Annotated in this window: 11 protein-coding genes and 1 riboswitch; of the genes, 3 read left to right on the top strand and 8 right to left on the bottom strand. The window is 68.9% G+C overall.

Annotation, left to right across the window (positions count from 1 at the left end):
• Positions 1–20 precede the first annotated feature (20 nt).
• The gene (locus tag JW792_RS14485) at positions 21–212 is read left to right on the top strand and encodes a NepR family anti-sigma factor (protein ID WP_135995091.1); all 192 of its coding nucleotides are present in this window, start codon (positions 21–23) and stop codon (positions 210–212) included.
• Entirely contained in the window at positions 209–817 is a 609-nt protein-coding gene (locus JW792_RS14480; protein WP_135995092.1) for a sigma-70 family RNA polymerase sigma factor, read from the top strand. Before JW792_RS14485 ends, JW792_RS14480 begins: the two co-directional genes overlap by 4 nt.
• Positions 818–820: 3 nt before the next feature.
• Here JW792_RS14480 and leuS read toward each other — a convergent pair whose 3' ends face one another.
• The 7 genes from leuS to queC form a co-directional block, all read right to left on the bottom strand.
• Positions 821–3,346, bottom strand: a complete 2,526-nt coding sequence (leuS, locus tag JW792_RS14475; RefSeq protein ID WP_135995093.1) for a leucine--tRNA ligase — start codon at positions 3,344–3,346, stop codon at positions 821–823.
• Between the two features lie 178 nt (positions 3,347–3,524).
• A complete protein-coding gene (locus JW792_RS14470) occupies positions 3,525–4,274 on the bottom strand; it encodes an ABC transporter ATP-binding protein (RefSeq protein ID WP_135995094.1) in 750 nt (249 codons plus the stop codon).
• Entirely contained in the window at positions 4,271–5,266 is a 996-nt protein-coding gene (locus tag JW792_RS14465; RefSeq protein ID WP_206340826.1) for a FecCD family ABC transporter permease, read from the bottom strand. Before JW792_RS14465 ends, JW792_RS14470 begins: the two co-directional genes overlap by 4 nt.
• A complete protein-coding gene (locus tag JW792_RS14460; protein WP_135995095.1) occupies positions 5,263–6,120 on the bottom strand; it encodes an ABC transporter substrate-binding protein in 858 nt (285 codons plus the stop codon). Before JW792_RS14460 ends, JW792_RS14465 begins: the two co-directional genes overlap by 4 nt.
• A complete protein-coding gene (locus JW792_RS14455) occupies positions 6,117–8,066 on the bottom strand; it encodes a TonB-dependent receptor domain-containing protein (protein ID WP_135995096.1) in 1,950 nt (649 codons plus the stop codon). The genes JW792_RS14460 and JW792_RS14455 overlap by 4 nt, the downstream gene beginning before the upstream one ends.
• Before the next feature lie 134 nt (positions 8,067–8,200).
• Positions 8,201–8,399, bottom strand: a riboswitch (cobalamin riboswitch).
• A gap of 41 nt (positions 8,400–8,440) precedes the next feature.
• A complete protein-coding gene (queE, locus tag JW792_RS14450; RefSeq protein ID WP_135995097.1) occupies positions 8,441–9,070 on the bottom strand; it encodes a 7-carboxy-7-deazaguanine synthase in 630 nt (209 codons plus the stop codon).
• Positions 9,067–9,786, bottom strand: coding sequence for a 7-cyano-7-deazaguanine synthase QueC (queC, locus tag JW792_RS14445; protein WP_135995098.1), 720 nt, complete (start codon positions 9,784–9,786; stop codon positions 9,067–9,069). The genes queE and queC overlap by 4 nt, the downstream gene beginning before the upstream one ends.
• A gap of 86 nt (positions 9,787–9,872) precedes the next feature.
• Between queC and JW792_RS14440 the strand changes: the two genes are divergently transcribed.
• Positions 9,873–10,076, top strand: a complete 204-nt coding sequence (locus tag JW792_RS14440; RefSeq protein ID WP_135995099.1) for a dodecin family protein — start codon at positions 9,873–9,875, stop codon at positions 10,074–10,076.
• A gap of 84 nt (positions 10,077–10,160) precedes the next feature.
• Here JW792_RS14440 and JW792_RS14435 read toward each other — a convergent pair whose 3' ends face one another.
• On the bottom strand, positions 10,161–12,641 hold the full coding sequence (locus JW792_RS14435) for a vitamin K epoxide reductase family protein (protein WP_135995100.1): 2,481 nt from the start codon (positions 12,639–12,641) through the stop codon (positions 10,161–10,163).
• Positions 12,642–12,691: the final 50 nt, after the last annotated feature.

Here is a 12,691-nt window from a genome sequence, read left to right as displayed (position 1 = left end):
CGCGCAGTCCGGATGACCCCATGAGTGACACGCCCAAGATACCGGGGACGGGAGAAGAGCCAGAGGATTTCGACGACCTGAACAGTGTACTCAACGCATTCACTGAAGGCCTTAAAAAGCTTTTTCATCAAACACTTGAAGAGCCAATACCCGAAAGTTTCCTGGAGCTGCTGGACCGATTGGACGCCGAATGGGAGGACCGCGAGGAATGACGCAGACGAACCCTGGACCCGATCCGGCCGACAGCCGGGCGTTCAAGCAGGGCCTCGCCGAGCTCGTCCCCTACCTGCGCGCGTTCGCCCGAAGCCTGTGCTCCAACGCAACCGAGGCCGACGACCTGACGCAGGAAACCCTGATGAAGGCGTGGAAGGCCCGCATGAGCTTCCAGGCGGGCACCAATCTGAAGGGCTGGACCTTCCGGATTCTCAGGAACCATTTCTATTCCGAACAGCGCCGCGCCTGGCGCAAGAACGAGATCTGCGACGAGGATGCCGGCGTGTCCTCCCCGAAGGAGGCCGCCCAGTCCTCCGCGATTGCCCTTGCGGAGGTCTACGAGGCGCTCGACACGCTGCCCGACGACCAGCGCGAGGCGCTGATCCTCGTCGGTGCCGGCGGCTTCTCCTACGAGGAGGCGGCGACCATCTGCGACTGCGCGGTCGGCACGATCAAGAGCCGGGTGTCCAGAGCCCGGGTCGCGCTCACCGAGCGGGTCAATACCACCGACACCCGCAGCAATCACACCACCGACGGCCACGGCGCCCTCGGCAAGCTCCTCGCCGAGGTCGACGAGCTCGCACAGGGCCTCCCGGCCGAGTAGGCGCTATTTCTTCACCACGAAATTGACGAGCTTGCCCGGCACGGCGATCTCCTTGACGAGTTCGCCCTCCGCCAGCAGCTCCTGCACGCGCGGTTCGGCCCTGGCGAGCCCCAGCAGCTCCTCCTTGCCGAGCCCGGCCGGGCCTTCGACCTTGTGGCGGACCTTGCCGTTGATCTGCACCACGTACTCGGTGAGGTCCTCCCTGGCGAGATCGGGATCGAACTGCGGCCAGGGCGCATAGGCCAGGCTCTCGGTGTGGCCGAGCCTGGCCCAGAGCTCCTCGGCGATGTGCGGGGCGAAGGGCGCCACGAGCAGCACCAGGGTCTCGACGATCTCGCGCGGCCGCCGGTCAGCGCCGGTCAGCGCGTTGGTCAGCTCCATCAGGCGCGCGATCGCGGTGTTGAAGCGCAGCGCCTCGATGTCCTCGGTCACGGCGCGCACCGTCTTGTGGCGGATGCGCAGCAGGTCGTCGGACGGCTCGAACTCGCCGACCTTCTCCGCGTCGAGCACGTCGTCGTCGTTGAGCACGACGCGCCAGACCCGGGAGAGGAAGCGCTTCATCCCGCCCACGCCGGACGTCTGCCAGGGCTTGGTGACGTCGAGCGGACCCATGAACATCTCGTACAGGCGCAGGGAATCCGCGCCGTACTCGGCCACCACGTCGTCGGGATTGACCACGTTGTAGCGCGACTTGCTCATCTTATCGACCTTGCGGACGACCTCGGTCTCGCCCACGAGGAACTTGCCGCCGCGCTCCTCCACGAGGTCGGGGCTGTAATACTTGCCCTGCGCGTCCCGGTAGGAATAGGCCAGGATCATGCCCTGGTTGAACAGGCGCTGGAACGGCTCCTTGGTCGACACCACGCCGATATCGTAGAGCACCTTGTGCCAGAAGCGCGCGTACAGGAGGTGCAGCACCGCGTGCTCGGCCCCGCCGACATAGAGGTCGACGGGCATCCAGTACTTCTCCTTCTCCGGGTCGACGAGCATCTTGTCGTTCTTCGGATCGATGAAGCGCAGATAGTACCAGCACGAGCCCGCCCATTGCGGCATGGTGTTGGTCTCGCGCAGCGCCGGCGCGCCGCTCTGCGGATGGGTGGTCTTCACCCAGTCCTCGGCGCGCTCCAGCGGCGGGCGCCCGTCCGGGGTCGGCTTGTAGTCGTCGAGCTCGGGCGGCAGGAGCGGCAGGCAGTCCTCGGGCAGGGGCGCGATCGATCCGTCGGCCATGTGCAGGATCGGGAAGGGCTCTCCCCAGTAGCGCTGGCGCGAGAACAGCCAGTCGCGCAGGCGGTACTGGACCTTGCCGCGCCCGGCGCCCCTGTCTTCGAGCCAGCCGATGATCTTCGCCTTGGCTTCCTCGACATCGAGGCCCTCGATCAGCGGCGAGTTCACCGCCACGCCGCCGCCGGTCCAGGCGGCTTCGAGAATGTCGTGGCCTTGCGGCGAGCGGATCACCTCGCGGATCGGCAGATCGAACTTGCGCGCGAACGCGTGGTCGCGCTCGTCATGGGCCGGGACCGCCATGATCGCGCCGGTGCCGTAGCCCATCAGCACATAGTCCGCGATCCAGATCGGGAGCTTCTCCCCGTTGACCGGATTGACCGCATAGGCGCCGGTGAAGACGCCGGTCTTGTCCGCCTCCTCGCCGGTGCGCTCCTCCTCGCTCTTCTCCGCGATCTGCGCGCGATAGGCGTTGACGGAGGGGCGCCGGTCCTCGCTCATGATCCGGTCCACGAGGGGATGCTCGGGCGCCAGCACGGCATAGGTCGCGCCGTAGAGCGTGTCCGGGCGCGTGGTGAAGACGGTGAAGCGCCTGCCCGTTCCGGCGATCTCGAAATCGATCTCGGCGCCTTCCGACTTGCCGATCCAGTTCCTCTGCATCGCCTTGATGCCTTCGGGCCAGTCGACCTGCTCGAGATCGTCCAGCAGCCGGTCCGCGAAGGCCGTTATCTTCAGCATCCACTGGCGCATCAGGCGCTGCTCGACCGGATCGCCGGTCTCGACATACCTGCCGTCCTTGACCTCCTCGTTGGCCAGCACCGTGCCCTGGGCCGGGCACCAGTTGACCGCCACCTCGGCCTGGTAGGCGAGGCCCCGCTTGTAGAGCTGCAGGAAGATCCACTGCGTCCACTTGACGAAGTCGGGATCGGTCGTGGAGAGCTCGCGGCTCCAGTCGTAGGAGAAGCCGAGCCGCTTGATCTGGCCCTTGAAGGTCTTGATGTTCTTCTTCGTCGTCACCGCCGGGTGGATGCCGGTGCGCATCGCATAGCGCTCGGCGGGCAGGCCGTAGGCGTCCCAGCCCATCGGGTGGAGCACGTTATAGCCGCGCATGCGCTTGTAGCGGCAGTAGATATCGGTCGCGGTATAGCCTTCCGGGTGGCCGACATGGAGCCCGGCGCCGGACGGGTAGGGAAACATGTCGAGCACGTAGACCTTCTCCTTTGACGGATCCATTTCGGTCCGGAAGGTCTCGTTCCTCTCCCAGTAATCCTGCCATTTCGGCTCGATGGCACCCGCGTCGTAGGCCATGTCTCGTCCTTCAATACCGCTTGCCGGCGTCCGCCCCTACGGGCCGCAACGCGCCAGCCGGTCAAAAGTGTCTGATTGACGCACGGGGCCCAGCCCCGGTCCCCGCGCGAACCGCTTGGCGTTACCTTTCCACCGGATGAAATCCAACGCAATGCTGCGAGTGCGAGAAAGATGCCCGCTAGTCGGGGACGAACCCGCCCTCGCCTTCGCGCACGCCGAAGACCTGCGCCAGCACGCCGGCGTCGAGCGCCTCGCCCGGCGCCCCCTGCGCCGCGATCCGGCCGGCGTCCAGAACCACCACCCGGTCGGCCCAGCGGCGCGCGGCGTGGAGATCGTGCAGGGCGACGAGGACGCCGCGCCCCGAATCGGCCTCGGCGCGCAGGAGCGCCATCGCCTCGTACTGGTGGCGCGGATCGAGGGCGGCGGCCGGCTCGTCGGCCAGCAGGGCCGGCGCCCCGGCGGCGAGCGCGCGGGCGAGATGGACACGGGCCTGTTCCCCGCCCGACAGCGTGTCGACGCCGCGCCGGGCCAGGTCGGCCGCATCGCAGCGCTCCAGGGCCTCGTCGACCGCGGCCCGGTCGGCGGGCGAGAGACGCTCGTAGGGCGCGCTGCCATAGGCGAAGCGGCCGAGCGCGACGAGATCCCTCGCCTCGATGCTCCACACCGCCCGGCGGGTCTGAGGCAGATAGCTCGCCCGCCGTCCGCGTTCGCGCGGTCCGAGCGCGCGGAGCGGGACATCTCCCAGCCGGGCTTCTCCGGCCTCCAGCGGCAGCAGGCCGAGCGCGGCCTTGATCGTCGTCGACTTGCCCGAACCGTTCGGGCCGAGCAGGGCGACGAGCTCGCCCGGCTCGAGGCAAAGCGAGACCTGGTCGAGCACCAGGCGCCCGGCGAGGCGCACGCGCGCGTCCTGCAGGCTCGCCGCGCTCATCGCCCGATACTCCGGTGACGCGCCGCGATCCAGACGAAGGCCGGCGCGCCGATCAGGGCCGCGGCGACGCCGAGCTTGAGTTCCTGGGTGAAGGGGGCCAGGCGCAGGGCCGTGTCCGCAAGGACCAGGACCACCCCGGCCGCGAGCGCGCTGGGCACGATGAGATCGGCCGGGTCGTGCCTGACGAAGGGGCGCACCAGATGCGGCGCGACGATGCCGACGAAGCCGATCGTGCCCGCGACCGCGACGCTCGCCCCGGTCAGGAGCGCCGCGCCGAGAATGGCCAGCGCGCGGGTGCGCTTCAGGTCGACGCCGAGGGTGAAGGCGGTTTCCTCGCCGAGCGAGAGCCCGCGCAGGCCCGGCCCGGCCATCAGCACGAGCCCTGCGCCGGCCGCCCAGAAGGGCGCGGCGAAGGCGAGGTCGGCGAAGCTGCGATTGGCGACCGATCCCAGGAGCCAGTTGACCATGTCGGACAGCGAGAACGGGTTGGGCGCGAGGTTCATCGCGAGCGCGATGAGCGCGCCGGCAAAGCTCGACAGGCCGACGCCCACGAGGATCAGCTGGACCGAACCCATGCGCGAGGCGCCGAACAGGTAGAGGATGGCCGTGGCAAGCAGCGCGAAGGCGACGGCGAAGACCGGGACGGCCATGAGGCTCATGGCGGCAAGGCCGAAATAGATCGCGATCACCGCGCCCAGCGCACTCATCGCCGAGACGCCGAGCACGCCGGGATCGGCGAGCGGATTGCGCAACAGGCCCTGCAGGACCGCGCCGCTCGCCCCGAGCGCCGCGCCGACGCAGAAGGCGGCGAGCGCGCGCGGCAGGCGCACCTGCCAGACGATGAGTTCCACCGCTTGCGAGCCTCGACCGGCGAGGGCGGCGAGCGTCTCGCCGAGCCCGATCGGCGCAGTGCCGGCGAGCACGGCGAGGACGAGGCCGGCGAGCCCCGCGAGCGCGAAGCCGCCCAGCAGGATCGGGCGTGACGGGCTCACCGTGCCGGCTCCGCGTCGAGGTGCGCGGCAGGTTGCCCCCCGGCCGCCTCGAACTGCACGCGCGCGGACAGGGCGGCATCGGCGAGCAGCCAGGTGCCGCAGGTCAGCAGCGCGCCTTGCAGATGCACGGTCGGGATGGTCTCGAACGTCTCCTGCAGGACCGGGTGGCGAGCCGCCGACCAGTGGTCGAGCTTCGTCGCCTTCGTGTCGAAGAAGCCGGTGACGATGAGGTCCGGCGGGTCCAGCAGCAGGCGCTCCATCGGCATCTCGCGCCAGCCCGGCCGGTCGCCGGCGGCATTCTCGAAACCGGCGGCCCGAAGCAGCGCATCGATCGTCGTGCCGGCCCCGGCCGTCGCACCGCCCGGCGTGATGTAGAGGGCCTCGACCGGCGCTCCGCGGCCCGCGGCCTGCAAGGTGTCTCTCATCGCCGCCACCAGAGCCTCGCCCGCCCCGGGACGGCCGAGGGCGGCGGCCGTTTCCTCCACGACGCGCGCAATGTCGTCGAAGCCGGAGGTATAACCGATCTGGTGCACGGCGATCCCGGCGCGCTCGAACAGGGCGAGCGCGCGGGCATCCCCGCCGTAGCTGCGAACCACGAGATCGGGCTGCAGGGCGAGCACGTCCTCGGCGGTGGAGTGGACCTGGGGAAGGCCCGCAGCCGCCTCGCGCAGGGCCGAGAAATCGGCGTCCGCGTCGGGCGACAGGGCGAGGATCTGCGCCCGGTCGGCGAGGCCGAGCACGTACTGGTCGGCGCAATAGTCGAGCGAGACGATGGTGGGGCGCTCCTGGCCATGGCCCGGCGCGGCCACCGCGAGGGCCGCCGCCACACCAAGCAGGAGCGCCCCCGCCTTCATCGCGTCAGCCTCAGCCCGATCGTCACCGCGCGCGGCGTGCCGGCGAAGGCGGCCGGCTCCTCGTAGGTCTCGTCGAGGAGGTTCTTCACCGCGCCGAAGAGTTCGAGATCCTCGCGCAGCGCAAGCTCGCCGGAGAGGTTCACCAGCTCGTAGGCGTCGATGAGATTGCCGCTGCCGGAGAAGAAGCCGGCATCGTCATAGGTCACGTCGCGGCGTTCGCCGACGAAGACGTAGTCCAGCGAGAGCGTCGCGCGTTCGCTCGGGCTCCAGCGCGCCGATGCGGTCCACCGATGGGGCGCGCGGCGCAGGAGCCGGGCCCCGGTCACGGCGTTGACGGCATCGGTGTACGTATAGCTCACGCGCGCCTCGAACCCCTCGGCCGGCCTCACCCCGGCAAAGGCCTCGTATCCCTCGATCTCGGCCTTGCCGACATTGCGGTTCTGACCGGTGAAGGTGGAGAAGTCGAACACGTTCTCGATCAGGTCGTCGATCTCGGAGTCGAACCACGTGGCACCGAAGGCAAGCGCGTCTGTGCGGCCGAAGGCGGCAAGCGCGGTGTCGAAGCCGATCTCCCACGACGTGCTCTCCTCCGGCTGGAGGTCCGGATTGGGCGTCACGAAGGGCGAGGAGGCGAAGCGCTCGAACAGGGTCGGCGCCTTGAACGCCGTTCCCACCGCGCCGGTCAGGCGGGTGCCGAGTTCGGGGAGGTGGACGACCGCGCCGACATTGCCGGTCGTGGCGGTGTCGAAGCCCTCGTAGGAGTCGACGCGCGCCGAGGCGGTGACGTCGAGGCGCGGCCCGAACCCGGCCTGGGCGACGGCGAAGACGCCGGCATGATCCTCCTCCACGCTCAGGGGCGCATTGAACGCGGTGCGCGTGGTGATGTCCTCGTTCTCGAACGCGATCCCGGCGCTGATGCGCGGATCGACCAGCGCGCCTCGGCCCGGGGGCGTCCAGACATTGAGCCATTCGGCGAAGCTGCGCTCGCCCTCGTAGGTGTCGGTCAGCGCCCCGCCGTCGAAATTGTCGAGCTCGTTGAGAACCTGCCCGGCGCGCAGCCGGCTCGTCAGCCGGCCGCCAAGGCCCGCCCAGCGAAGGCCGGTGCGCCAGACCGTGTAGGCGTCCTCGCCCTTCAGGTCGGAATCGTCGGCGCGCTGGAACCCGGTCGGGCCGCCGGAGAAGGTGTCGAACTCGGTTTCCGCCTGGCGCACGCGCAGCAGCGCTTCGAGGGTCACGGCCTCGTTCAGCGCGTATTCGCCGTTGGCGGTGAATGCGGCGAACTCGGCCCCGTCCGGATCGCCGGTCGAGGTCGCCATGCGGTCCGGGGTGACGTCATAGCCGTCCGTGGTGAGCCCTTCCGCACTGAGCGAATAGGAGAGGTTTCCGGCGGTTCCGGCCGCCCCGGCCAGGCCCCGCCAGGTGGAGAATTCCCCGACGGACAGGCTCGCGAACGGTTCGAACCCGGTCTCGCCCCCGATGCGCGGCAGGATGTTGACCACGCCGCCGATGGCGTCCGAGCCGTAGAGCGAAGACAGGGGTCCGCGCACCAGCTCGATGCGCTGCGCGTCGCCGACGAGTTCGGAGCCGAAATTGAAGATGCCGTTCGCGCTCGAGGGATCGTTGAGGCGGATGCCGTCATAGAGCGCGAGCGTGTGCTTGGAATTGGCGCCGCGGATGAAGACCGAGGTCAGCGAGCCGGCCGGCCCGTTCTGCACGACCGAGACGCCCGGCAGTCCGGCGAGCGCATCGGGCAGGGTCTCCACGACCTCCAGCTCGATTTCCTCGCGCGAGATCACCGAGATCTCGGCCGGCAGGCGCTCGGCGGAGGTCTCGAAGCGCGTGCCGGTGACGACGACGACGTCGCCATGGGTTTCGGAGGTCTGGGCGAAGGCCGCGCTGCTGGCGGCGAGAAGGGCGGTGGAACTCACCGCGAGGCACTTGAACATGGGACATCCCTCGTTCCCGGGGCGCGGCCAGGCCGCGCCGGTCTGACGCGTGGCGCAGGTCGCCCTTCGGGCGTCCCTAGCCGGTGGATGTCGCTTGACGGTTTCCCGTGTTTCCGCGGCTGGTCCCGGCCGGAAAACGCGCGACGCCGGCGGCAGGTCTCCTGGCTCGCGGGTCGCTGCCTTCACGCCGCCTTCCCGGATCGCTCCAGTGGCATTTGGCGCTCGGCTCGCCGCTCACAGTTGCGGGCACAGCTCCGGATTCGGGGACGCCCCCCTCACCGGATTCCCTCTTAGCTTCCCGTTACGGGAAGCACCGTCGGTGCGGCGGGTGTATGCGGGTATGCAGGACCGGTCAAGATGAGGACAACGCGGCGTCAGTCCACCCCGATCCACTTGTGGGTCTGGAGGCTCAGGTGCCACCGGGGATGCCTGAGGCAGTACTCGAACGCGGCCTTCGCGTTCTCCATGCGGTTCGGCCCGTCCATGGGCTGCAGGCGGAAGGTCTCGAAGTCGAGGTGTTCGAAGGCTTCCGGCGGGGCGTCAGGCTGGGGATAGACGAGCTTCAGCTCCTGGCCGGAGGTCTGCTTCAGCGGCGCGGTCGATTTCGGGCTGACGCAGATCCAGTCGATCCCCTCGGGCGCTTCCAGCGTGCCGTTGGTCTCCACCGCGATCTCGAAGCCGGCCGCGTGCAGCGCATCGATCGCCGCGCGGTCGAGCTGCAGGAGCGGCTCGCCGCCGGTACAGACCACGAGCGGCCTGCCCCCGCCGGGCCACAGGCTCGCGACATGGTCCGCGAGCGCGTCGGCCGTCCTGAACCTGCCGCCGTTCTGCCCGTCCGTGCCGACGAAATCGGTGTCGCAGAAATTACAGACCGCACTCGCCCGGTCGCGCTCGAGCCCGCTCCACAGATTGCAGCCGGCAAAGCGCAGGAAGACCGCGGGACGGCCCGCCTGGCCGCCCTCGCCCTGCACGGTGAGGAAGGCTTCCTTGACCGAGTAGGTCATCGCGCCGTCTCCAGATACTTCTCCCATCCCGCCGCGCGCAGCTCGCAGGCCGGGCACGTGCCGCAGCCATGGCCCCAGGCGTGGCGCGTTCCGCGTTCGCCGCGATAGCAGGTATGGCTCTCCTCCACGATGAGGTCGACGAGCGCCTTGCCGCCGAGCTCATCGGCGAGCGCCCAGGTCTCGGCCTTGTCGAGCGCCATCAGCGGGGTCTCGATCCTCATCGCCTCGCCGAGCCCGAGCGAAATCGCCTTCTCCTGCGCCTCGATCGTCGCCCTGCGGCAATCGGGATAGCCGGAATAGTCGGTCTCGCACATGCCCCCGACGAGGACGGGGATCGCCCGCCTGTAGGCGTGGGCGGCCGCGACGGTGAGGAAGACGAGGTTGCGGCCCGGCACGAAGGTGGTGGGCAGGCCCTTCTCGCCCATCTCGATCTCGCGTTCGGCCGTGAGAGCGCTCTCTGCGAGCGCGCCATAGCCGGAGAGATCGACGACCGTGTCGGGGCCCAGCTTTTCGGCCCAGCCCGGGAAGCGTTCGGCCACGCCCGCGCGCACGCGGGTGCGCGCCTGCATCTCCACGCCGTGGCGCTGGCCGTAGGCGAAGCCGATCGTCTCCACACGGCGGTACCGGTCGAGCGCCCAGGCCAGGCAGGTCGCCGAATCCTGTCCGCCGGAGAACAGGACCAGCGCGGCGTTCCGGGATGGATCGGCTCGTGTCATCTCTCGCTTTCTCTGCCCGCGGCGGAACCGGCCGCGCGGGGTGATACGTTCTTCGCGGTGTGTAACCCGCAAACAGGAGTGCCGCCATGTCCATCGCACGCGTCACCGAAATCTCGGCCACCTCGCCGCACGGCTTCGACGATGCCGTCAAGCAAGGCCTGAAACGCGCCAGCAAGACGCTGCGCAACATCAAGGGCGTCTGGATCAAGGACCAGAACGGCCTCGTGGAGAACGGCGAGCTCAAGGAGTTCAAGGTGAACATGCTCGTCACCTTCGAACTCGAGGAATAGCCCGCGCGCCCTCGCGCGAAGGAGAACGCCCCGGATCGCCCCGGGGCGTTTTTCATATGGGTATGCGGTTCGCGCTCCGGAAGCCTAGACGATAATCCGGTCGAAGCCGCCATAGCTGCACTTGACCGGACCGCGCGGGATGGCGAGCCCGATGAGGGCGGCACCCGCCAGGAGCCCGGTGATCAGCTCGGCGAGACCGGGGCTCAGCGTCACGGTCGCCACCATCACGGCGAGCCCGAAGCCGGTATTGAGCCAGCGGAAGGCCCGGCCGATCTCGGCAAAGGCGATGACGCTGGTGGTGATCACGAGCGAGCCGATGAGATGGTTCGCGTCGGCGAGGAAGCCCTCGGTGCCGAGGATCAGCGGCGTCGCCATCAGCCAGACGCCGATCAGCACCGACAGCACGAGCGACCAGACGAGCGTCACCCCGCCGGCCCACATGTCCGCCACGTATTCGGTGAAGGACTGCTCGAATTCCGGCTTGGCCTTCGCCTCGCCCTCGTCGGTGTCGCCGGTGAAGAAGATACGCAGGAAGGGCCGTCCCTTCTTCGTGCGGCGGTAGAGGAACTGGCTCGTGGCGAGCAGCTCGTCGAGCGAGTAGGGGATCTGGATCAGCATCGCCGCCGCCGCGATCAGGCACAGCGTGCAGTACGTGCCCAGCATGAGCGGCTGGATGACGATGAAGGTGATCGAGACCACGCCCAGCGGCACGATCATGATGCCGAACAGCATGACGAGCCACGGCATGGTGCGCCAGCGCCGGTTCGTCCCGACGATGCCGGTGATGATCTCCAGCATGTAGGTGAGCGCGCCTATGCCCGCATCGGGCACCGGCCAGGCCTCCGACACCTTCGAGGTGGTGATGAATTCCGAGCCGTTCAGCTGCGGGTCGCGCGAGGCGAAGAAAGGCTCCCAGATGCCCTCGATATGGCCGAGCTGGTAGGCGGTCAGGTGGCGCGAGATGAGGAACCCCACGATGGCCAGGATGATGATCGGCAGGCGCTGGGCCCAGGTGGAGGGCGAGAATTCCCAGCCCGGCGGGATCTCCGGCCCGGTCTCGGCCGCGGCGACCGAGACTCCGGGCTCGGGCCTCGTACACAGGGCGAGGCCGAGCACGAGCGAGCCGACGAGGGTCTGGTTGAGATAGGCCTCCGCGGTCGGCGCCCAGAAGATGAGCGGCGCCCAGAGCAGCCAGAACCCCGCCGCCGCGGCGACCCAGCGCGCCATCTCGAAGCGCCAGGAGGCCGAGAACAGGCCGGCGAAGACCAGCACCACCCCGGTCAGCACGTCGCTCCAGACCAGCGCGGTGGACTCGTAGCTCAGGATCGGCGGCGAGGTGATGAGCCAGAAGCCGAGCGCGGCATTGACGAGATGGGCCCAGCGGTGCCGGGCGTGCTCGGCCCGCGTGCGTTCCGTGTAGCGCTCGCGCACCGCCTCGGCCTCTTCGGGCTCCTCCATCTTGGCCTCGACCGTTTCCAGCCAGTCCGGCGGGGTGATGTCGTTGGCCTCGTACCAGCCGAGCGGGTCCTCCTTCAGGTTCGCGACGATGTCCGGCAGACAGTCGCGGATATCGTGCCGGGGCTGCCAGCCGAGCAGGTCCCTCGCCTTCGAGATGTCGAGCGAATAGTGGTCGGAGGCCATGTCGACCATGAAGGGGCGGATGAAGGGCTTCTCGCCGCGGTCGATGGCGTCGGGAACCACCGGCTCGGATTTCTCCTCGGCCCAGGCGCCGGCCTTGGCGGCGGGCTTCGGGATCGGGATGGTCTCCCAGTCCTCTCGCCCGTGGATCAGTCTTCCGAGTTCGCGCTGCAGCTCCGCATAGGGCACGCCCTCCGGCTCGCCGGCGAGCATGACGCACTCCTCCGGCATCGCATCGCGCCGGTCGACGGCGCGCCGGAAGAGATCGACCATGTCGTCGATATGGATCATCGACTGGCCGGCCTGCGGATCGCCGGAATAGAGATGGGCCTTCAGATCGCGCTCGTAGACGCGCGCGATCTGGTGGGAGAGGGTCGGGATCGCGGTCTTCTCGTCGTAGAGCCCGGCCAGCTCGAAGATCGTGACCGGGATGTCGCCGCGATTGTCCCAGATCTCCTCCTCCGCCTTCGCCTTGGAGACCGGATAGGCCCATTTCGGCGCGAGCGGCGCGCTCTCGTCGATGCGTCCGCCCGGCTCGGCCGGCTCGCGCACCAGCATGGTGCCGGAGAAGATGAAGCGCTCCACGTCGAAGTCCTGCAACCCCTTCATGAGATTGCGGGTGCCGCGCACATTGACCTTCTCGTAGAGGGGATGGTCCTCGCCGGTGAAGTCGAAATAGGCCGCGAGGTGGACGACGGCGGCGACGCGCTTGCCGAAGCGCTTCTTCACCTTGGCGAGGGTCTCCTCGACCGCGTCCATGTCGCCGATGTCGAACTCGTAGCACGGCCCCTCGACCGGCCCGCACACGAGATCGAGCCCGACGACGCGATAGTCCTTCTCCAGCGCCCTGGTGACGGCGGTGCCGATGGCGCCGGCGGCGCCCGTCACCAGGACGAGCGGTTTCTTGTCGGATGTCGGCTGGGCCATGCGCTTCGCACCGTCCCCCGTTATTCGTTCAAGGTCGCAAGACAAACGGA

Source organism: Marinicauda algicola (assembly GCF_017161425.1).
GTDB lineage: Bacteria > Pseudomonadota > Alphaproteobacteria > Caulobacterales > Maricaulaceae > Marinicauda > Marinicauda algicola.
Note: the sequence above shows the minus strand (reverse complement) of the source record. Positions and strands in the feature narration are given on the sequence as shown.

Bases quoted from the DNA above. Each gene is read 5' to 3' on its own strand.
- JW792_RS14485 (WP_135995091.1), top strand. From the start codon at position 21: ATGAGTGACACGCCCAAGATACCGGGGACGGGAGAAGAGCCAGAGGAT.
- JW792_RS14480 (WP_135995092.1), top strand. From the start codon at position 209: ATGACGCAGACGAACCCTGGACCCGATCCGGCCGACAGCCGGGCGTTC.
- leuS (WP_135995093.1), bottom strand. From the start codon at position 3,346: ATGGCCTACGACGCGGGTGCCATCGAGCCGAAATGGCAGGATTACTGG.
- JW792_RS14470 (WP_135995094.1), bottom strand. From the start codon at position 4,274: ATGAGCGCGGCGAGCCTGCAGGACGCGCGCGTGCGCCTCGCCGGGCGC.
- JW792_RS14460 (WP_135995095.1), bottom strand. From the start codon at position 6,120: ATGAAGGCGGGGGCGCTCCTGCTTGGTGTGGCGGCGGCCCTCGCGGTG.
- JW792_RS14455 (WP_135995096.1), bottom strand. From the start codon at position 8,066: ATGTTCAAGTGCCTCGCGGTGAGTTCCACCGCCCTTCTCGCCGCCAGC.
- queE (WP_135995097.1), bottom strand. From the start codon at position 9,070: ATGACCTACTCGGTCAAGGAAGCCTTCCTCACCGTGCAGGGCGAGGGC.
- queC (WP_135995098.1), bottom strand. From the start codon at position 9,786: ATGACACGAGCCGATCCATCCCGGAACGCCGCGCTGGTCCTGTTCTCC.
- JW792_RS14440 (WP_135995099.1), top strand. From the start codon at position 9,873: ATGTCCATCGCACGCGTCACCGAAATCTCGGCCACCTCGCCGCACGGC.
- JW792_RS14435 (WP_135995100.1), bottom strand. From the start codon at position 12,641: ATGGCCCAGCCGACATCCGACAAGAAACCGCTCGTCCTGGTGACGGGC.